The sequence below is a fragment of the Flavobacterium sp. YO64 genome, assembly GCF_004119505.1.
GTDB classification, from domain to species: domain Bacteria; phylum Bacteroidota; class Bacteroidia; order Flavobacteriales; family Flavobacteriaceae; genus Flavobacterium; species Flavobacterium oncorhynchi.
This window is the reverse complement of sequence record NZ_NRQV01000012.1, coordinates 14,811-36,671: the sequence shown is the minus strand read 5'-3', so window position 1 is coordinate 36,671 and position 21,861 is coordinate 14,811. Positions and strand designations below refer to the sequence as shown.

Sequence of the window (21,861 nt, the reverse complement as noted above, 5' to 3'; positions counted from 1 at the left end):
TAATGGACAGTGAAAATGAGCAAGAGGATTGGTTATTTGTTATAAAACCAAGGCACAAATTTCTATCACTAAATCTTAGAGAAGTTTGGCAATATAGAGATCTATTATTTCTTTTTGTAAAAAGAGATATAATAACGGTTTATAAACAAACGGTTTTGGGGCCATTATGGTATTTGATACAACCATTATTTACGTCGCTTACTTTTACCATTATTTTTAATAACGTAGCCGGAATTAATACGGGTTCTGTACCGCCTTTTTTATTTAATTTGACAGGAATTACGGTTTGGAATTATTTTACAGCTTGCTTGAATGGAACTTCTGATACTTTTAAAGTGAATGCAAGTGTTTTTGGAAAAGTTTATTTTCCAAGAATTATTACTCCATTATCAATTGTGATTTCTAACTTAATTAAATTCGGAATCCAATTTTTAATTTTTATTGCATTTTGTATATTTTATTATTTAAAAGGTGCGAATTTAATTTTAAATGGATTTGCAGTGTTTTTTCCTTTTTTAATTATCATCATGGGGATTTTAGGGCTTGGATTAGGAATGCTTATTTCTTCAATGATTACTAAATATCGAGATGTTAGTTATTTGGTAAGTTTCGGAACCCAATTATTAATGTATTTGTCAGCTGTAATGTATCCAATGGAATTGGTGAAAAATAAGCTGCCAAAATACGGATGGATTGTTGAATACAATCCGCTGGCATATATAATAGAGACTTCAAGATACATTCTTTTAAATGTGGGGGAAGTTTCTGTTTTAGGATTAGTTTATAGCGTTTCTGTTACGATCATTATTTTTTTTATTGGTCTTTTAACTTTTAATAGAACCGAGAAAAGTTTTATAGATACAGTTTAAAAAGAGTTCGATATTTATTAAATCTAGTTTATTCAAAAATTGAAAGACATTATTTTAAAAGTCGAAAATATTTCTAAACAATATCGTTTAGGGCAAGTTGGTACAGGAACCATAAGCCATGATTTAAATCGCTGGTGGTACAAGATAAGAGGAAAGGAGGATCCTTATTTAAAAATAGGAGAGACAAATGATCGTTCTATTAAAGGAACTTCAGATTATGTGTGGGCCTTACAAAATATAAATTTTAAAGTTAAGCGCGGTGAAGTTTTAGCCATTATTGGTAAAAATGGCGCAGGAAAATCTACACTTCTTAAAATATTATCGAAAGTTACTGCCCCAACTACAGGCAGAATAAAGTCTCGAGGACGTATTGCTTCATTACTAGAAGTTGGTACCGGATTTAATGGAGAATTGACAGGAAGAGAAAACATTTTTTTGAATGGAGCAATCCTTGGAATGACCAAAAAAGAGATCATTTCAAAACTTGACGAAATTATTGAGTTCTCAGGCTGCGAACGTTATATTGATTCTCCCGTAAAAAGATATAGTTCAGGAATGAATGTTCGTTTGGCATTTGCTGTAGCAGCCTTTTTAGAGCCTGAAATTTTGGTTGTTGATGAGGTATTGGCAGTTGGTGATGCAGAATTTCAGAAGAAAGCAATCGGCAAGATGCAAGATATTACAAAAGGCGAAGGCAGAACTGTTTTATTTGTAAGCCATAATATGGCAGCAATAAAGAGCCTATGCACAAGAGGAATTGTTTTGGAACACGGAAAGGTTATTTTTGAAGGTGAAATTAGCGAAAGCATAGATTTTTATTCAAAAATAACAACAGAAGAACTTTTGTCAGAGTGTATTCATATATCTCGTTTAAATAGAATAGAATTTAATTATTTTAAAGTCACAAATCATAATACTCCAATTTTACAAGGTCAGATTATTGAATTGGGAGATAAATTAGAATTTGAAATTAACTTTAAGGTTTTAGATCGTGTTACAGATTTATCTATTGCGATGGATGTTTTAAATACAAATCAAGAGTTAGTTGCCCATATAACAAACGAAGATGATGGTTTGCTGTTTGAGAAATTAGAAAAAGGAAAGGAAATTACAATTCACGTTAAGACAGATCACTTGTTATTTATTCCTGGTTTTTATACTATTAATCTTTGGATTGGAAGTGGTCAGGTTGACACTTTTTATACCATTAAAAACTTAGTGGGATTTTATTTAGAACAAAGCAGTTTCACAAAAAGGACAAAACCGTTGCCTAAACATTCGAAAATGTATTTACCCACAAAGTGGAACTCAAAAGTTACAGAGAATGATTAGTGTAAGTTATTTGGTATCTTATGATTATGATCTATTGCTTACTTCTATTAAACAATTGTATGATGATGTCGATAAAATTGTTTTAGCAATTGATAATGAAAGTAAAACATGGAGCGGAAATATATTTAAAATACCCGATTCTTTTTTTGAGGAAGTTAAACTTTTTGATAAGAAGGATAAAATTCAATTCTATTTTGATCAATTTTACTTGCCAGATTTGACTCCGACGGAATGCGAATCAAGAGAACGAAATATGGTACTGAAGAAATTAGGGAAAGGTTGGAAAATTCAGTTGGATGTTGATGAATACATTTATGATTTTAAAAAGATCGCGAAGTATTTAAACAAGTATTGGTATCTAAATTTATTTCCTAAACTTACACCAATCTGTTTTCACGGAAAGCTGATTACTTTGTTTCGAGAATTGCCAGATGGTTATTTGTATATTGATAATGAAGAGAAGTTTCCGTTTATTACAAATCAGACAATAAATACGCATACAAGAGGAAATAATAAAATCAAAAATCATTTTTCGAATATTAAAGTAATTCATCAATCTTGGGCTAGAAGCGAAGAACAAATTCATTTAAAGATTAAAAATTGGGGACATAGAGATGATTTTGATACAGAAATATATTTTCAGTTTTGGAAAGGCTTAAATAGTTCTAATTACAAAGAGTTTAAAGATATTCACCCCATAATACCAGAAGTATGGAATGTGTTAGAATTTATGCCGTCAAATTCTATTGATGATTTTATAGTAAAATATGAAATTAATAATGGTCAAGTTACACGATTGTTATCAAATAAAATGGTTTTTAAAGCCAGCATAAAAAGATTAATAAGGCTTAAGTAAATGTTGGCTATTATAATTCCTTTTTACAAATTAGCTTATTTTGAAGAAACAATTCAATCACTAGCTAATCAATTGGATAAAAGATTTAAGGTTTATATTGGAGACGATGCGAGTCCTGAGTGTCCGAAAAAAATAATAGAAAAATATCGGGATAAGTTTGATGTTAACTATTATCGTTTTAATGAAAATTTAGGAAGTAAGTCATTAACAAAACAGTGGCAGCGCTGTATTGATTTTTCAAGAAATGAAGAATGGATCATGATTTTGGGCGATGACGATGTTTTGGGTAATAATGCTATTGCGGAGTTCTATAAAAGTCTGTCCCAAATCGATGAAGAGATTAATGTTATAAGGTACTCGACACAATTAATCAATGAGCGAAATGAAACCATTTCGGATGTACATACACATCCAGAAATAGAAAAATCAACCGATTTCCTGATTAGAAAAATAACAAATAAAACTCGCAGTTCATTAAGTGAGTATATTTTAAAGAAAGAAAAGGCTTTAGAGATTGGTTTTAGAGATTATCCATTAGCGTGGTATAGCGACGATATGGCCGTTTTGGAGTTTTCTGAATTTAAAAATGTCTATAGCATTAATAACGCAGTAATTTTTGTGAGATTTTCATCTCTGAGTATTTCTGGAGATGTAACAAAAGAAAGAATCAAGAACAAAGCAAAATTTATATTTTATTATTTTCTTTTGACGAGAAGAACGAATTCTTTTTCAAAAAAGCAAAAACAAATTCTAGTTTCCAAAATCTCAAATTGTTATATAAATGAAAAAAAGCAAATAGTTTATTTCTTAAAAATAACTTGGCTCTATTTCAATTATAATTCTTTTATAAATTATTTGAAATTTATAAAATCGGTTGCATACCACTCTACAAAAAGATTGGTAAGAAGTACATGAAAATTATAAAATGCGCTCTTTTTATTTTTTGATCAAATGCCCAATAAATTAGTTTCTATAATCATTCCAACCTTTAATCGAGCAGATTTAATAGTAGAAACGTTAAACAGTATAGTAAACCAAACTTATACAAACTGGGAATGCCTTATTATTGATGATGGAAGTACTGATGAAACAGCTAGTTTGATTGCTGGCTACATATATAAAGATAAACGTTTTCAATATCATCAAAGACCAATAGATCGAATAAAAGGTGCAAATGCCTGTAGGAACTTTGGTTTCGAGTTATCTAAGGGGGCATACATAAAATGGTTTGACAGCGATGATATTATGAGTTCTGATTTTCTCGAAAAACAAGTTGGTGTTTTAAATAAAAATAAGGAATTAGGGTTTTGTGCAGCGTTTTCGAAAATATTCACAAAATCAATTCATGATGCTAATGAGGATTTTATCCCTCAAATGATTTACGATAGAAATGCCTTATTTCATTTTATAATAGGTGAGCTTTATTTTTTAACACCATCTTCACTTTGGAGAAGAGAAGTACTAAATAATAAAGAACTCTTTGATGAGACTTTGTCAAATGCTCAGGAAACTGATTTTAACTTTAGAAGATTGACCGAAAATGTGAGGTTTTGCTATATTGAAGACGTATTGTTTTTTGTGCGAAGAGGACATAAAAGTATCGACTCCGAAGTATCAACTAATCCAATCAGTTTACAATCACAATTTGATTATTTTCAAAAAGTTTATAAAGTTTTAAATTCCAATGAATGTAATATAGAAGAAGATAAAATCAAAAAGCTTAAGAAATATATAATATACAGGAAATTGCATTTTTTCTACGAGATAAGATTGCTGTTAAAATGTAATAATAGCATAAGAAATTTTAAATCCATTTTAGAAAACTTAAAGGATGTAAATCTTAACTATTATGATGCAGTAAGACTTTATGTTGGAATTACGACAATTATTTTAACCAAAAAAGGTTTTCGTTTAATACATCTGAAAAGATTTGATATTAGAATTAAAGACTAAATAATTATATAATGTAGTGCAAAAATGTTGAAAAGATTAATGAGAAAAGTTTAATGGCAAAAGTGATTTTACTTTCGCAAGTTCCGCTGCCTTTTTCAAAGATTGGAAGTTGGACAACCCTATATAATAATTACTTAGAGAAAAATAATGAAATAGATTATATAGTTTGCCCTAAGTCAGAAGATTTGTTTAAGGGAGTAAAATATAGTTTTATACAAGCAACACTTTGGAGCAGCATTCAGAACAAAGTTTTCAAGAAAAAAAACATAGAATATTTAAAAGCGTTAAACAAGATAATAGTTCCAAAAGAAAACTATATAATTCAAATTGTTGATAATTACGGAATGGTTAAACCACTTAAAGAGTATCTTGTTTCAAAAGGAGTTTCAAAGAATTGTTACATTCAGTTCTTTTATCATGGTTTCTCCCCGTATGCTCAGCTAAATTCAAAATTAAATTTTTATGAATTGATTAATGAATTGATAGTATTAACAAATGATAGTTATAAACTGCATAAAGAAACAATTACTACTCTTCCCAGCCATTTTTCTATACTTTATAATGGCATCGATACTAATAAATTTAAAAAAGTTTCGATTTTAAAAAAGCAAGAACTAAAACAAAAATATGGGTTTGATGATAAAAAAGCCTTTGTATGGTGTTCTCAAGATAGACCAAAAAAAGGATTGCACATTGTTTTAGAAGCATGGAAAAAGATATATAAGGCAGAAAAAAATATAATATTAATAGTCATTGGATGTGAATCGCGAGAAGACATAGATGGAGTGAAATTCTTGGGTAAAATTCCAAATCATGATCTTCCAGAATATTACCAAGCGTCAGATTGTTATCTTTTTCCAACGTTATGCCAAGAGGGTTTTGGACTAAGTTTAATTGAGGCTTTGCACTGCGGTAATTATTGCATTGCCTCTGCAATGGGGGGAGTCCCAGAAGTTTTGCAATATGGAAAGCTGGGAAAACTGATCCAAAATCCAGATTTTATTTCAGAATGGGTTGATGCCATAAATGATTTTTTAAATGGAGAGTTTGAGTTTCCTGAATTTTCTTCAGAATTGTATTCTTCAGAAAAATGGAATATTAGAATGAATGAACTTATAACCAAAGCTAAAAACAGTATGCCTTAGAGTGAAAACAATTGCCATAATTCCAGCACGAGGAGGTTCTAAAAGACTGTATCAAAAAAACAGAAAACTAATTGGCGGTATTCCTTTACTGGTGCATAGTATTTTGTATGCACAAGCCAATAGTGAAATAATTGATGAAATTTATGTTTCGACTAATGATGCAGAAACAAAAAAGATTGCATTACAATTTGGAGCAAAAGTTATAGACAGACCAGAATCGCTATCAGGAGATTTAGAACCAACCGTAACTGCATTGAAGCATGTTTTAGAGACAATAAATGTTGATATTGAAAATGTTATTTTACTGCAGCCTACAAATCCATTAAGACCAGAAAATTTATTGAAAGATGCTTTTAGAGCATATGAAAGAGAGCGGTATGATAGTTTATTTACGGTTACTGGGAATGATAAAAAGTTTGGAAAAATAGTCGATAATAAATTTATTCCGTTTACTTATAAAATCGGACAAAGGAGCCAAGATTTGGAGCCTCTTTTTTTTGAAAATGGATTACTGTATATCACGAAAGCAAAATTAATTTTTGAAGATATAATTATTTCAAAAGATGCATTACCATACGAAGTAAACCATACGTTCGCGAATGTTGATATTGATACCCAAGAGGATTTTGATTACGCTGCATTTTTATTTAAAAATATGTATTGATTTACATCTCAATGAGTCTGTATATAGAAATATTACCAAATTATTTCTTAGTTGTCTGCAGAAATCGGATATTTGTCCGCTCAATCATCAAAAACAATTTAGAGATATTTAAATATGTTTCGTTATTAATTTCCACTTTTAAGCACTTATGTTTTTCAACTCCATAGCTTTTGCTGTTTTTTTACCAATAGTATTTTTATTGTATTGGTTCGTTTTTAATAAAAACAAAAGCACCCAAAATTTTGTATTAATTATTGCTAGTTATTATTTCTATTCCTGCTGGGATTGGAGGTTTTTATTCTTATTAGTTTTTTCAACCTTCTTAGATTATTATACAGGAATTCAAATTGAGAAAGGGAAATCGGAAAAAAGCAGGAAATTTTGGTTTTGGTTAAGTATTATTGTTAATCTTGGATTTTTGGGAATCTTTAAATACTATAATTTTTTCGCAGCCTCTTTTGCAGATTTGTTAAGTGCAGCAGGATTTAAAGCAAGTCCAATTTTGTTAAATGTGATTCTTCCGGTAGGGATTTCGTTTTACACTTTTCATGGTCTGTCTTATGTAATAGATATTTATTATAAACGAATTAAAGCCGAATACAACTTTGTAGATTATTCCTTGTTTGTAAGTTACTTTCCTTTGCTGGTTGCCGGTCCAATTGAGAGAGCTACACATTTGCTTCCGCAAGTAAAAGTAAAACGCGAATTTAATTTTCAAACTGCAAAAGATGGAGTTTGTCAAATTATTTGGGGATTAGTCAAAAAAGTAGTTATTGCCGATACTTGCGCAACTTATGCTAATGCCATTTTCGATAATTATTCAACGATGAACTCTTTTTCATTGATATTGGGAGCCGTCTATTTTGCATTTCAAATTTACGGAGATTTCTCAGGTTACTCAGATATTGCTTTAGGGGTTTCAAAATTGTTTGGAATCGATTTGTTGCGAAACTTCAATTACCCTTATTTTTCTAGAGATATTGCTGAGTTCTGGAGAAGATGGCACATATCGCTTTCGTCATGGTTTCGAGATTATTTATATATCCCGTTAGGAGGAAGTAAAGGCGGACTTTGGATGAAAATTAGAAATACGTTTATAATTTTTATTGTCAGCGGATTTTGGCATGGAGCAAATTGGACTTATATAGCTTGGGGATTCATAAATGCTGTTTATTTTTTACCGCTGCTTCTGGCAAAAAGTAACAGAAATAACATTGATACAATAGTTTTAAAAAGAGATTTAGACTCTGTAAAAGTAATCCTTAGTATTTTATCAACGTTTATAATTACATGTATCGCTTGGGTGTTTTTTAGAGCAAGAACGATATCAGATGCTTTGTTGTATCTGAAAAGATTAGTTTTAAATCAAGATTTTAGTTTTCAATATTTAGATAATGAAAGATATAATTATGAATTAATACTCTTAGTAGTATTGTTTGTTGCAGTAGAGTGGAATAGCCGTGCTAAGATCGAACCGCTTTCAGGACGAAATAGTATGCTTAAAATTGCATTGGCTATTACAGCAATACTTGCGTTTGGAACTTTCTCTGATTATAAAGAATTTATATATTTTCAATTTTAATGAAACGTTTTTTAACTTATAGCGCTAAAATTATTCTAATAACAACTCTAATAGCAGTTGTTTTGGATGGACTTTATACAGCGGTTTTTTTTCAATCAAAAAATCGCGGAAAAATTGAAACAGTTGTCAATTCTAAACCTCAAAACTATGATGTAGTTATTCTAGGTTCCTCGAGAGCAAACAATCATTTTGTTTCGCAAATGTTTGAAGACAAAGGGCTGAAAACTTTTAATTATGGTATGAGCGGCGGACATTTATTTGAAGCTTCATTGATGCTGAAATTAATGATTGAAAGAAAATACAAAATTAAAAATGTTGTTCTTGAAGCCGATTTAAATTTGTCAAACGACAAAGAATCTGATGGCGTTTCGGCAAAGTTTTTACCTTACATTCATAATTCGGAAGTAATAAAAAATCAGTTTAAATCTCAAGAAAATTTTAATGAACTCTATTATATTCCATTTTATAGATTCATAAAGTTTGATAGCAAAATTGGTTTTAGAGAAGTTTGTAAAATCATTAAAAATGAAAAAACAAATGCATTAGATAACCTAGGATATTATCCATTAGAAAAACATAAAAATGGCAATATGAAAAATAATATTGTCAATTTAAATCCGCTTCCTCATAATAAATATTACGAAGAAATTAAAAATATCTGCAAAGCAAACAACATTAATTTTATTGCAGTAATGACGCCAATGTGCGAAAACGTTGTGGGAATGAATTATTTTGAGAAAGTTAAAAAAGCTTATCCCGAGATTCATAATTACGAGAACATAGTGATCGAAAATAAGTACTTCTCGTCTTGCGGACATATGACAGATGAAGGTGCTAAAATTTTTACGGCTAGAATTTTGAAAGACTTTTTTAATAAGTAGGTTTTTTAATGAAGAGGAATAAAATTTTACTATTCTTTCCTGATGGAGTTGGAATTAGAAATTACCTTTATTCAGACACATTTATTAATACAAACGAAGAATTGATTCTGTTTCATAATTTTGATCCAGAGACCATAATAGCAATTAAGCAGCATGTAGCAATAGAAAGTGAAATTGTAATTCCTGATTATAAAGAATCTGTAAAGGAAAAATTTCTGAGGGAATTAATTTGTTTATCAAGATTGTATTACAATCAGAAACAGGTGAAGAATCCAACTTTGTTAAGTAACTGGAATTGGAATCAAAAGACATTTTCTAAAAAGATTTTCTACAAAGTAATTGAGTGTATTGCTCCTTTTTTTAAAAAGTATTCCAGCATTTTAAAATTAGAACAAAGATATCAGAATGCCCTTCGTCAAAATCCTCTTTACGATGAGGTAAAAAAAAATCTAAAAAAAGAGCGGCCTAGTGCTGTTTTCTGTTCCCATCAAAGAGCTTTAAAAGCAGCAGCAATATTTGCTGCGGCATCAGATTTAGGAATTTCGACAACAACCGTGATTTATTCTTGGGATAATCTGCCCAAAGCCCGTTTAGCTTTAAGAGCCGATAATTATTTAGTTTGGTCAGATTATATGAAAAATGAGCTGAATACATATTATCCTGAAATTTCTGCGGATAAAATTTCTGTCACAGGAACACCTCAATTTGAGTTTTATAAAAAAGCGGAGAATATAATTGAAAAAGAAATTTTTTATAAAAGATATAATTTAGATCCAAATAAGAAAATAATATGTTTTTCAGGAGATGATCTAAAAACATCTCCTGATGATCCGAGTTACTTAAAAGATCTTGCTCAAGAAATTATTAGAGCAAATTTACAGCACCAGTATCAAATACTATTTAGAAGATGTCCAGTTGACTTTTCAAGAAGATTTGATGAAGTTATAAATGAATTTAAAGATCTAATAAAAGAAGCTTCGCCATTGTGGTATTTTAGTAAATCAAAGGAATGGAATGCTGTCTATCCATCTCTCGAAGATGTAAAACTGCTTGTCAGCACCGTTTTTTATTCTGATATAGTTATAAATGTCGGTTCAACAATGGCATTTGATTTTTGGATGTTTAATAAACCTTGCATCTTCATTAATTACGATCAGCAAAATAAAAAAGAAGAAAATTGGTCCGTAAAGACAATCTATCAGTTGCAGCATTTTAAGAGTATGCCAAATAAAAAAGCGGTTATTTGGCTGAACAGCAAAGAAGAAATTTCAAAAAAAATAGTTTTAGAGACAAGTCAAAATGCTGCTATGGAAGAATGGAAAGTGAAAATACTTGGAGATTATAAAAATGCATCAAACAACATAAGGCAAAAACTCATTGCTGTTTAAGATGCATATTTGTTTTATAACAAACGAATTTCCGAAACAAGGTTTCCCACATGGAGGAATAGGAAGTTTTGTTAGAACATTGGCACCAGCACTAGTCAAACAAGGAATGAAAGTGTCAGTTGTTGGGATAAATTACATTGCAAAAGACGAAACTGAAATTGTTGAGGGTGTAGAAATTTATAGATTAAAGAAAAATACAGTAAAAGGCTTTACGTGGTATTTAAACTCTAAATTGATTAATAATAAAATCAAAGAAATACATCAAAGTAATTCAATACAAATTGTTGAATCATCTGAGCTTAGTCTCTCTTTTATAAATAAGCTACCAGATGTAAAATATGTGATACGTCTGCATGGAGGCCATCATTTTTTTGCAGAAAGTGAAAAAAGAAAAATTGACAAATGGAAAGGGTTTCAGGAAAAAAGATCTTTCAAAAAAAGTGATGCATTTATAGCAGTTTCTCATTATGTAAAAAATCATACCGAAAAGTATTTGAGTTACAATAACAAACCACTAGTATATTTAAGTAACCCTATTGATACGGATTTTTTTAAACCTGTAAATGAAAATGAATCTCAGAACAAAATTGTTTTTGTTGGGACGGTTTGCGAGAAAAAAGGAATCCGGCAGTTGATTCAGGCTTTTCCGCTAGTAAATAAAAAGTTTCCTAATGTTTCATTAGAAATTTATGGAAGAGATTGGTTTTTTCCAGATAGAAGCTCTTACATACAGATGCTTAAAGAAAAGGAATTATCTCAATTAGGACAATTAGCAAGACATATTCATTTTCACGGAGCGATTCCTTTTGAAGATATTCCAAAAGCATATTCAAAAGCTGCTGTTTGCGTTTTTCCATCTCATATAGAAACTCAAGGTCTTGTTGCACTTGAAGCAATGGCAATGGGAAAAGCGGTAGTTTTTACAAAATACGGTTCAGGTCCTGAAACTATTGAAGATTATAAATCAGGTTTGTTGTGTGATTCATACAATCCAGCAGATATTGCTGAAAAAATTATATGGTTTCTTTCTAACAAACAAAAAGTAAATGAAATAGGAAAAAGTGCAAGAGAGCTTGTGCTTCAAAAGTATAAAGTTGATGATATAGTAACTCGTACTATTACTTTTTTTAAAGAGTTACAGAATTAACTATGTAAGGCTTCTTGTTTTTATGTACGAGTTATAAAATGAATTCTCCGAAAATAAGGATGAAAGCAGATATAAAATGAAGTTTTTAATAATTACAAATGTTAATCATATTCAAAAAAGAAATGAGTATTTAGGTTATACGCCGTATGTGACTGAAATGAATAGTTGGTTGAAATATGTTGATGAGGTTATTATTTTGGCTCCATTAAAAAAAAACAGGATAACAAAAATTGACAGCGCTTATCAACATAGCAAGATTGATTTTAGGAGCGTTTCCAACTTTAGCTTTACTAGTTTTAAAAACAGTTTTTTATCGATTTTCAAAATTCCATTTATCCTTTGGCAGCTCTTTTGGGCTATGAAAGATGCTGATCATATACATTTGCGATGTCCAGGAAATATTGGATTATTGGGCTGTTTTGTTCAAATACTTTTCCCAAATAAAATAAAATCGGCGAAGTATGCAGGGAATTGGGACCCTCAAAGTAAACAGCCTTGGACATACCGTTTACAAAAGTATATTTTAACTAATACTTTTTTGAGCAGAAATATACAGGTTTTGGTTTACGGAGACTGGGAAAATCAATCAAAAAATATAAGACCGTTTTTTACCGCAACTTATTCAGAGTCTGAAAAAGAATTGATCACAAAAAAGAGTTTAGATCAAACAATTGAGTTCGTATTTGCAGGCAGTTTAGTTGAAGGTAAAAATCCGATATATGCTGTTAAGTTAATCGAACAACTTGTGAAAAAAGGAAATAAAGCGGTTTTAAATTTATATGGAGAAGGAAATGAAAGGGATTCTTTAGAAAATTATATTGCAGCAAATCAACTCCAAAACATTGTTTTTTTGCATGGTAATCAAGATAAAGAAACATTAAAAAAAGCCTACCAAAAAAGCCATTTTGTTATTTTACCTTCAAAGAGTGAAGGATGGCCAAAAGCTATTGCCGAGGGAATGTTTTGGGGTTGTATACCTATTGCGACAAAAGTTTCGTGTGTTCCATTTATGCTAGATTATGGAAAAAGAGGAATAATATTGAACATGAATTTAGAGAAAGATCGGGATCAAATAATTGATTTTTTAGATGAAAAACTTTTTCTAAAAATTAGTAAGAGAGCTGCTGATTGGTCACAGTATTATACAATTGAAATCTTCGAAACAGAACTTAAAAAGGTACTTGAGAAATGAGAGTGGTGCAAATTGTAGATTCATTGCAAATGGGAGGTGCCGAAAGAATGGCGGTGAATTATGCCAATGCTTTATCAAAAGAAGTGACTTTTTCAGGGTTGATTGTAACTCGAAAAGAGGGACAATTGTTTGATCAGATAAATGAAAATGTTTCGTATTTGTTTTTAAACAAAAAGGGTAAAGTTGATTTTAAAGCTGTTTTAAAGTTAAGAAGGTATATATTAAATAATAGAATCGAAATTATCCATGCGCACAGTACTTCTTTTTTTACAGCAGTTTTAGTAAAATTGACATTGCCCAGAACTAAGATTTTCTGGCACGATCATTTTGGAAATAGAGCTGTTGAATCGAAGAGTAAGAATAAAATGTTGATTTTTTGTTCTTTCTTTTTTGCTTCGATTTTTGCAGCAAATCTGCAATTAGAAGATTGGAGCAAAAAAAGTATGTTTTGTAAAAATGTTTTTTTTATTCCAAATTTCATTTTAGATACAAAAGATAATTTACAAACAACAAAATTAAAAGGAATTCTAGGCAGGCGAATAGTTTTTCTAGCAAATTTAAAAGAACCCAAAAATCACATTCTAATGCTTAAAGCTTTTCAAGATTTAAGATTGCAGGAATCAGGATGGACTTTACATTTAATCGGAAAAGATTATTTCGACTCTTATTCAGCCTATTTAAAAAAGTTTGTAAAGTTTAATTCATTAGAAAGCTATATACATTTGTATGGAGAAAGGAACGATATCAAATATATATTATCGCAATCTTCAATTGGAGTTTTGGTTTCGACAAACGAGGGATTCCCTATAACTTTATTAGAGTATGCATCAGAAAAATTGGCAGTTCTTTCTTCTAATGTTGGTTATTGTTCGCAAATTATTGAAAATGGTTTTAACGGATTGTTATTTGACCCGTTAAACTTCTTAGAAGTGAAGGATCAGTTGAAATTACTAACTAACGATGAAGTATTGAGAACTACTTTAGCAGAAAATTTTTCAAAATCAGCAGCAAAGGAATATTCAAAAGAGGCTGTAATCAAAAAAGTAATACAGCTTTATAAGAATTAAATTAATGAAAAGAATCTCATTTTCTTATCTTATTTTAGTCCATGTTATAATTGCATTGATGGTTTTTGTGTTACCTTTTTTGTCAATGCTTTATGCTTTTTTAATTCCAGTTGTTGGCCTCTTTGTTGTTTTTCGAAGCAAGAATAAGAATAACGAAGTTCTTTACGTAAGTGCTTACTTAATATGCGTTGAAGTTTTTTTGCGAATGACAGGAGGTAATTTCAGTAATGAATATGTAAAAATGCTGGTTGTCTTTTTTATGTTAACAGGCATGTTTTATAGTACTGTTTCAACTAAATCGTTCGTTTATTTCTTTTATTTATTGTTGTTAATACCTGGGATTTTTGTTTCTGTAAGTACAGCTGATCTCAATATAGATATTAAAAAAGCTTTAGTATTTAATTTATCAGGTCCAGTGTGTTTAGCAGTTTCTTCAATCTATATGTTTAAAAGAAAAATTCTATTTAAAGATCTTCAAAATATTATTTTAGTAATGGGACTTCCTATTATTTCAACAGTAGTTTATCTTTTCTTGTATAATCCAAGCGTAAAAGATGTTGTTACGGGTACACAGTCTAATTTTGAAACTTCAGGCGGATTTGGTCCTAATCAAGTTTCTACTATTTTAGGATTAGGAATGTTTGTCTTTTTCTCTCAATTGCTTTTGTTTTCAAAATCAAAAAAGAAGATTATTTTAAATGGAATTCTTCTGACCTTGGTAAGCTATCGTGCAATTGTTACCTTTTCGAGAGGTGGTGTTATTGCTGGAATTGCCATGATTATCTGTCTTATGGTTGTAATTTATTACTTCTCGAATTCTCTTGGAAAAGCTAAGGTCGGTTTAGTTGTAATTTTGTCGTGCCTTTTAGGAATTGGTATTTGGGGATATACTATTTCGGAAACCAGCGGATTAATCGAAAAAAGATATGCTAATCAAGATGCTAAAGGAAGACAGAAAACAGATCGATTGGGCGGGAGAGAAGCAGTTATAGAGGCAGATCTTAAAATGTTTTTTGACAACCCCATTACTGGAGTAGGAGCAGGAATGGGAAAAGAATTGCGAAAAGATTCATTAGGACAAGAAGTTGCTTCTCATAACGAAATAACAAGAATGCTAAGCGAACATGGTGTATTGGGCATATTTGGACTTTTGATATTACTTATTACTCCGTTTATATTATATATCAACAATCGACAGCATTTGTATTTTTTGTCTTTTTTCATTTTTTGGTTTCTTACGATAAATCATGCGGCTATGCGAACAGCAGCTCCTGCATTTATATATGCTTTGACACTTTTATTTGTGCAAATAAAACTTCCAGAAAAAACAACATAATTGTAGGATAAAGTTTATGTTTTTTACTGTATATTTGCTTTGAAGTAAAGCTTTTAAATCTGCAAAAAAGTAAATGTCCTCAAATAAAAAAATGCACTTTGAAATTTCAGAACGAAAAGTATTACTTTTTGTTTTTGATATCTTTTTTGTTTTGACAGCTCTATATTTATTAAACAGCATTTTTGATTATAATTATCTTGCTTTTGAAAAAAAGACCTTCTATCGCCCTTTGATCCTTGTTGCATATCTATCTGTTTTTGGAGCTATTTTTGAGGTATATAATTTGCAGGCGGCCAGTAATCAATTTCAAATACTTAAAAATGTTATTCTAGCGGTTTCAACTACAGTTTTAATTTATCTTTTTACACCGGTATTATCGCCTGAACTTCCAAGTCAGAGATTGGCTATCTTTATCTTTTATTTCACAATATTAATTACCGTGCTACTTTGGCGGTTTTTTTATGCCTTCTTTTTGGCGTCTCATCGTTTTTCACAAAATGTTGTATTGATATGCGGCCAAAATCAGGTTGAAGAACTGGTTTTAGGACTCGAAAATGTCGATCCGCATTATAAAATTGTAGGTTTCGTTAATTCTGATTCTGTTTCTGAGGAGAATAATGATTTTTATTACGTAAAAGAAATTAAGAAAAATGAACTCGAAGATTTCGTCGCGAATCAAAGTATCTCTGAAATTGTTATTGCATCTCAAAAGACAGATGGAATCAATGCCGATTTGTATCAACAGTTACTCCATTTACTAGAATCTGGAAATAGTATTAGAGAGTATACACAGGTTTATGAAAGTAAAACACAGCGAATACCAGTCCATTATATTGCAAGAGACTTCTATCGGTTTTTTCCGTTTAGCCGCAGCAATAGCAATAAATTGTATTTGGCTTTAATCCGCCTTTTAGAATTTGTTTTTTCATTTGCCGGTTTAATAATCTGTATTGTTTTTATACCCTTTATTTCTTTCGCTAATTTTTTTGCTAATAGAGGAAGTTTGTTTTATACGCAAGAACGAGTAGGTAAAAATGGATCAGTTTTTAAAATTTACAAATTTAGAACTATGGTTGAGGCTCAAGAAACGCAAAGCGCAGTTTTTGCAGTTTCAAATGATAAGCGAATAACTCCATTTGGTAAATTTATGCGTAAATCAAGGATTGATGAACTGCCGCAGTTTATCAATATTATAAAAGGAGATATGGCAATAATTGGCCCAAGACCAGAAAGACCTTTTTTTGTTAAGAAAATCGCGCAAATAATGCCCTTTTATGAAACCCGTCATGTTATAAAACCTGGTCTTACGGGATGGGCACAAGTTAATTACTCTTATGGAGAGTCTATAGACGAGAGTTTGATAAAACTGCAATATGATTTATACTATATTAAACACCGAAGTATTTTTCTAGATTTAAGCATCTCTTTCAAAACTATAACTACCGTTTTGTTTTATCGCGGACAGTAATTAGATTATTATCGGGATGCGTTTTTTGTTTCTTATTGCAACTCGAACCAGCACAAAACCACTTGTGATTATCATTGGTAAAACAATTAAAAAATGTGCTTTATTGATTAGGAAAATAGCATAAACAATTAAGAAGATCAAATGTAAAACCGCAAATCGGTAAGTCCATCTTTTGTTTTTTGCAATTGAAAAAAGAATTAACATCAATAATAGCGGACTAAATAGTAAAACATTGTAATTCATTGCCAGTTCTTGGTGAAATGAATAAAATCCCATTATCACAAAAAATACTCCTATTAAAGACAAAATGAACAGGTAGATTTTATCGATAATTTTATTATGCGCTAAAACGACAAAACCTAAAATAATTAAATAAGTATAAATGTTATTCCACCATGAGGATGGTGTTTCTTTTTCAAAACTCAAAAGTGTTTGGTTCTCTTTTGCTAAAGGATGATTTTGAAAAGTAGTTTTCGCTAAACTATTTTTTAACTCAAAAGGCAGGAAAATTTTGGTTCCCAATTGATCAACTTTAGTTCCAAAAATAATACTAGTTCCTAATTGATCATAAAAATGCCCATTAAAATAAGGGAATAAAATAGAACGGTATGTTTTATCAGTGTCCTCTTTCTTAACAATAACATTTCCATTTAAAGTTGAGTTGATAATATCAACCACCATCGAAGTACAATTTTTATCAATGAACTTGTAGGTATAATATCTTTCTTCAGATAATAGAACAGAATTTAGTTTATCAAAAAGTTTTTGTTTTAAATCTTGAGAAATAAGAAGCTCTTGCTCAAAAACACTTCGTTTATCCTCATTATATTCGTTTAGAAATTCTAAAAAAGAATGTGTAATTACAAAATACTGTAAATCACCTTTCGCAAATTTTGCTACAAAGTTTGGAGTTCTAAAATCAAAAGCACCAAAATTGTAAACAACGTCAATATTGTTGGCAGGATCAGCTATTCGAATCGCAGTATGTCCAAAATAAGAATAGGTTTCATTACCTAAACCACAAGTAATCACACTTGCTTTAGCCTCTTTCGATAAAGGAATATTTTGGCTGTAACCAATAAAACTTAGTAATAATAGTAAACTAAAAAGTGTTTTTTTGAAAAGGACATTTTTCATGATTTAAAATTTTAAAAAGTTGAACGGTTTGAAAAAATTATCTAAAGATACCTAAATCTACTTTTAGTGAAAAAATATTTGAGTATAAAGCTGCGCTTTGATTTCCTAAATCAGTTAAGGCATAATCTACTTGGATACCTTTGTATTTGAAACCCAGCCCAATATTAGGCTGGAAATTTATTTTTTCAGTATTGTCTAATTGCATTACATTTTGAAAGTTTCCAGCACCGGCTCTCAGAAAAACCAAATCAGTATATCCAAATTCAAAACCAACAGCGGGATCAATACTAACAATTTTTGATGAAATAATATCATTTGTCTGCTCAAAGCGCATATTTAAATTGGCTGCTGCCATAAGACTGTAATCATTATGGAATTCAAATTTTTTAGAAACTCCTAATTGCGCTTTTGGCAAAGTAATTTCTGTACTTTCTGGCAGTTCATTGTTTTCGCCTGGAATTGCATTTGCGATTTTGGCATATTCATCTTCGTCAATATTCCAGACATTATAAGTAGTAGTAATATCACGAAGCATTAAACCAAATTTCCAATTATTGCGTTCGAATTGCAATCCCACATCAAAACCAAAACCCCAAGAATTTGCAAATTTCCCAATGATTCGTCTAATTATTTTTGCGTTAACACCATATTGAAATCCGTCAACAGGCAGTTTTCTAGCATAAGAAAAAGTAAAACCATAATCAGCCGTAGAAAATAAACGAATTCGATTATAATCAATATTTCCCTGATTATCGATTAACTGTGTTGTGTCAAGAATATCATCGACACCAAAACGAATCATCGAAATTCCCCAAGCACTTTGATCATCAATTGGGCTTGCATAACCTATAAAATCATATTGAGCAATATTAGCAAAATAACTGGCATGCATTAATGAAATCTGATGATCTTCTAGATGCGTTAAACCAGCAGGATTCCAATAAACTGCATTAACATCATTTGTAGACGCAGTAACAGCACTCGACATTCCTAACGCCGCCGCATCGACACCAATATTCATAAACTCATTCGAGTATTTTCGAACTGTTTGTGCATACTGAGAAGTAAAACTCCAAAATAGTAAAAACGTTAAAAGTTTCTTCAACTGATATTTTTTTGCAGACGAGAGCCTGTTTTTATTTTTTTCAAAAATATAATAATTTATGCATCTAATTTCTTCGTTTCGAGAAATATTGATAAAGCTTTAATTTGTATTAAAAAACAATTGTAAAAACACGTTTTTCATGGACATATTATGCTAAATTTGTTGACCAAGATTATCAAAATTTATAAAACATGAATATTAAAAAGCACATTCCAAATTTAATTACATTAATTAATCTTTTTTGTGGTTGTATAGCTGTTGTCTTTATTTCTAAAGTTAATTATGAAATGGCTTTTTATATGGTTTGTTTAGGAATCTTTTTTGACTTTTTTGATGGTTTTTTTGCCAGATTATTTAAAGTTTCAAGTCCGCTTGGACTTCAATTAGATTCACTTGCAGATATGGTGACCAGCGGTGTTGCTCCAGGATATGTAATGTATTCTTTATTTGTAAAAAGTGCACATCCGCATGATATAATTGGATCTGAGTTTATTCCTTTTTTAGGATTTATTGTAACATTAGGATCTTGTTATCGTTTAGCAAATTTTAATATTGATACACGACAAACCGATTCATTTATTGGGCTGCCGACACCTGCAAATGCTCTTTTTATTTTAAGTCTGCCTTTGGTTTTGAAATTTTCAGATTCTTTAATGCTGTTAGAAATTCTGAGTAATCAATGGGTTTTGCTTGCAATTACTTTATGCAGTGCCTATATTTTGAATGCCGAAATTCCGTTGTTTTCTTTAAAATTTAAGAAATTCAATCTTAAAGATAATGCGTTGCAAGTTGGATTTTTAGTTATTTCTTTAGTATTACTTTTATTGTTTCAATTTGGAGCCGTTCCCTTAATCATTATTTTTTATGTGCTATTATCGATCATAAATAATATGTTTTTGAAAAAGTAGTTTTATTCGAATGGCAAGAAAAACGACACGACGAACTTCTTACACACGAAAAACGAAACCTGCCAAATCTGTTTTTAGTAAATTATTCCGTTTCATTATATTTAGTTTTTTAGGATTAATTTTCATTGGAACGATTTATCATTATCGTTCAGGATTGGCTTATTATTTAGGTTTTAAGTCAGATAAAGTTTTAGAAGAAGATGAGGTAGACAAACACCTTTCAGACGTTAGAAATATTCAAGTTCTTGAAAATCATAAAGGAAAAGTAATTGGAATTGATGTTTCTGAATTTCAAGGAACTGTCGATTGGGATGAGGTTGAGATTCTAGAAGAAAAATATCCTGTGCAATTTGTTTTTATTCGTGCAACAGCAGGAAATGATAGAGTTGACAGGCAGTTTAAATACAATTGGGAAGAAGCAAAAAAAAATAAAATCATACGAGGCGCTTATCACTATTATCGTCCGAATGAAAATTCTATCGAGCAAGCAGATCTTTTTATAAAAACAGTAAAGTTGAAAAAAGGTGATTTACCGCCGGTTCTTGATATAGAAAAACTTCCAAAAAATCAATCTATAGATAGTTTAAAAAAAGGATTAAAGCGCTGGCTTAACAAAGTAGAAGCACATTATCAAGTTCGCCCTATAATTTACTCAGGAGAACGTTATTACTCAGATTTTTTAAAAGAAGAATTTGGAGAATATTTATTTTGGATTGCCAATTACAACTTTTATAGAGAAAAAATTGATGAAGAATGGCTGTTTTGGCAGTTTACAGAAAAAGCTTCTCTGCCTGGAATAAAACATCGTGTAGATGTGAATATTTATAATGGTGATTTAGAACAGCTGCAGTTTATTACAGTTGATTGACAGTGATCAGTGGTTAGTTCTTTAGTATTCAGTCTTTTTCGAAAAAAAACAGTTTTTTAGTTCCAGCTCAAAACTGAATACTAAAAAACTGATCACTGATTTTTTTAAGAACTGATCACTAAAGACCTGAACACTGAATACTATAAATTAGAATTCCAATTTCTTTTTACGAAGTTCGAAGTTTTGTCCAAGATATACACGGCGAACCATTTCGTCTTCAACAAGTTCTTCTGGAATTCCTGCTTTAAGGATTCCTCCTTCAAACATTAGATATGTTTTATCGGTAATGGCTAAAGTTTCCTGAACGTTGTGGTCAGTAATTAAGATTCCGATGTTTTTGTTCTTTAATTGTGCCACAATTCTTTGAATATCTTCAACCGCAACAGGGTCAACTCCAGCGAAAGGTTCATCAAGCAAAATAAATTTTGGATCTGTTGCCAATGCGCGAGCAATTTCAGTACGACGACGTTCACCTCCAGAAAGTAAATCACCTCTATTCGTGCGAATATGTTCTAAACTGAATTCTTCAATTAAGCTCTCCATCTTAGCATATTGTTCTTCCTTAGAAAGTTTTGTCAGCTGCAAAACACTCAAGATATTGTCTTCAATACTTAATTTTCTAAAAACAGATGCTTCTTGTGCCAAATAGCCAATTCCTTGCTGAGCACGTTTGTACATCGGGTAATCAGTAATATTCAAATCGTCAAGATAAATGTTTCCTGAGTTTGGTTTTACCAATCCTACGATCATATAAAAAGAAGTTGTTTTTCCAGCACCATTTGGTCCTAGAAGTCCAACGATTTCTCCTTGATTTACTTCAACAGAGATTCCTTTTACAACACTACGGCCTTTATACGTTTTGATTAAATTATCGGCTCTTAATTTCATTTTTTTAGTTTAATCGTTTAAACGTTCAAATCGTTTATTCGTCACAAATTAACGAATAAACGATTCAACAAATAA

General features: G+C 30.6%; 20 protein-coding genes. 17 read left to right on the top strand and 3 right to left on the bottom strand.

Annotation, left to right across the window (positions count from 1 at the left end):
- The first annotated feature begins 2 nt into the window (after window positions 1-2).
- The 15 genes from BOW57_RS10330 to BOW57_RS10260 all read left to right on the top strand — a co-directional run bounded on the left by BOW57_RS10330 (window position 3) and on the right by BOW57_RS10260 (window position 16,880).
- Complete coding sequence (locus tag BOW57_RS10330) at window positions 3-869, top strand: ABC transporter permease (RefSeq protein ID WP_129054054.1); 867 nt, start codon at window positions 3-5, stop codon at window positions 867-869.
- A gap of 39 nt (window positions 870-908) precedes the next feature.
- Window positions 909-2,201, top strand: a complete 1,293-nt coding sequence (locus tag BOW57_RS10325; RefSeq protein WP_129054052.1) for an ABC transporter ATP-binding protein — start codon at window positions 909-911, stop codon at window positions 2,199-2,201.
- Window positions 2,194-3,057 carry a hypothetical protein gene (locus BOW57_RS10320; protein WP_129054051.1) on the top strand — a complete coding sequence of 288 codons (864 nt, stop codon included), beginning with the start codon at window positions 2,194-2,196 and terminating at the stop codon, window positions 3,055-3,057. The genes BOW57_RS10325 and BOW57_RS10320 overlap by 8 nt, the downstream gene beginning before the upstream one ends.
- A complete protein-coding gene (locus BOW57_RS10315) occupies window positions 3,058-3,972 on the top strand; it encodes a glycosyltransferase family 2 protein (protein ID WP_129054050.1) in 915 nt (304 codons plus the stop codon). It begins immediately after the preceding gene.
- Window positions 3,973-4,008: 36 nt separating this feature from the next.
- On the top strand, window positions 4,009-5,010 hold the full coding sequence (locus tag BOW57_RS10310) for a glycosyltransferase family 2 protein (protein WP_129054049.1): 1,002 nt from the start codon (window positions 4,009-4,011) through the stop codon (window positions 5,008-5,010).
- Window positions 5,011-5,063: 53 nt separating this feature from the next.
- Window positions 5,064-6,155: a glycosyltransferase family 4 protein gene (locus BOW57_RS10305; RefSeq protein WP_129054048.1), complete on the top strand. Its 1,092-nt coding sequence runs from the start codon at window positions 5,064-5,066 to the stop codon at window positions 6,153-6,155.
- Between the two features lies 1 nt (window position 6,156).
- Complete coding sequence (locus BOW57_RS10300; protein ID WP_129054047.1) at window positions 6,157-6,819, top strand: cytidylyltransferase domain-containing protein; 663 nt, start codon at window positions 6,157-6,159, stop codon at window positions 6,817-6,819.
- A 148-nt stretch (window positions 6,820-6,967) separates the two neighbouring features.
- Window positions 6,968-8,401: an MBOAT family protein gene (locus BOW57_RS10295; protein ID WP_089055277.1), complete on the top strand. Its 1,434-nt coding sequence runs from the start codon at window positions 6,968-6,970 to the stop codon at window positions 8,399-8,401.
- Window positions 8,401-9,282: a hypothetical protein gene (locus BOW57_RS10290; protein WP_129054046.1), complete on the top strand. Its 882-nt coding sequence runs from the start codon at window positions 8,401-8,403 to the stop codon at window positions 9,280-9,282. Before BOW57_RS10295 ends, BOW57_RS10290 begins: the two co-directional genes overlap by 1 nt.
- 8 nt (window positions 9,283-9,290) lie before the next feature.
- Window positions 9,291-10,670 carry a CDP-glycerol glycerophosphotransferase family protein gene (locus BOW57_RS10285; protein WP_129054045.1) on the top strand — a complete coding sequence of 460 codons (1,380 nt, stop codon included), beginning with the start codon at window positions 9,291-9,293 and terminating at the stop codon, window positions 10,668-10,670.
- Window positions 10,660-11,817, top strand: a complete 1,158-nt coding sequence (locus BOW57_RS10280; RefSeq protein WP_241687431.1) for a glycosyltransferase family 4 protein — start codon at window positions 10,660-10,662, stop codon at window positions 11,815-11,817. Before BOW57_RS10285 ends, BOW57_RS10280 begins: the two co-directional genes overlap by 11 nt.
- 76 nt (window positions 11,818-11,893) lie before the next feature.
- Window positions 11,894-13,009: a glycosyltransferase gene (locus tag BOW57_RS10275; protein WP_129054044.1), complete on the top strand. Its 1,116-nt coding sequence runs from the start codon at window positions 11,894-11,896 to the stop codon at window positions 13,007-13,009.
- Complete coding sequence (locus tag BOW57_RS10270) at window positions 13,006-14,076, top strand: glycosyltransferase (protein ID WP_129054043.1); 1,071 nt, start codon at window positions 13,006-13,008, stop codon at window positions 14,074-14,076. Before BOW57_RS10275 ends, BOW57_RS10270 begins: the two co-directional genes overlap by 4 nt.
- 4 nt (window positions 14,077-14,080) lie before the next feature.
- Window positions 14,081-15,412 carry an O-antigen ligase gene (locus BOW57_RS10265; RefSeq protein ID WP_129054042.1) on the top strand — a complete coding sequence of 444 codons (1,332 nt, stop codon included), beginning with the start codon at window positions 14,081-14,083 and terminating at the stop codon, window positions 15,410-15,412.
- 73 nt (window positions 15,413-15,485) lie between these two features.
- A complete protein-coding gene (locus BOW57_RS10260; RefSeq protein ID WP_129054041.1) occupies window positions 15,486-16,880 on the top strand; it encodes a sugar transferase in 1,395 nt (464 codons plus the stop codon).
- On the opposite strand, the gene BOW57_RS10255 is transcribed toward BOW57_RS10260, so the two are convergent.
- Together BOW57_RS10255 and BOW57_RS10250 are read right to left on the bottom strand one after the other, a co-directional pair.
- Window positions 16,881-18,017: a DUF4105 domain-containing protein gene (locus BOW57_RS10255; protein ID WP_129054040.1), complete on the bottom strand. Its 1,137-nt coding sequence runs from the start codon at window positions 18,015-18,017 to the stop codon at window positions 16,881-16,883.
- A 37-nt stretch (window positions 18,018-18,054) separates the two neighbouring features.
- Window positions 18,055-19,038 carry a PorV/PorQ family protein gene (locus BOW57_RS10250; RefSeq protein WP_129054215.1) on the bottom strand — a complete coding sequence of 328 codons (984 nt, stop codon included), beginning with the start codon at window positions 19,036-19,038 and terminating at the stop codon, window positions 18,055-18,057.
- A 275-nt stretch (window positions 19,039-19,313) separates the two neighbouring features.
- Between BOW57_RS10250 and BOW57_RS10245 the strand changes: the two genes are divergently transcribed.
- Window positions 19,314-20,030, top strand: coding sequence for a phosphatidylcholine/phosphatidylserine synthase (locus BOW57_RS10245; protein WP_129054039.1), 717 nt, complete (start codon window positions 19,314-19,316; stop codon window positions 20,028-20,030).
- 10 nt (window positions 20,031-20,040) lie between these two features.
- The gene (locus tag BOW57_RS10240; RefSeq protein ID WP_129054038.1) at window positions 20,041-20,898 is read left to right on the top strand and encodes a glycoside hydrolase family 25 protein; all 858 of its coding nucleotides are present in this window, start codon (window positions 20,041-20,043) and stop codon (window positions 20,896-20,898) included.
- Window positions 20,899-21,045: 147 nt separating this feature from the next.
- On the opposite strand, the gene lptB is transcribed toward BOW57_RS10240, so the two are convergent.
- Complete coding sequence (gene lptB / locus BOW57_RS10235; RefSeq protein WP_089055265.1) at window positions 21,046-21,786, bottom strand: LPS export ABC transporter ATP-binding protein; 741 nt, start codon at window positions 21,784-21,786, stop codon at window positions 21,046-21,048.
- Window positions 21,787-21,861: the final 75 nt, after the last annotated feature.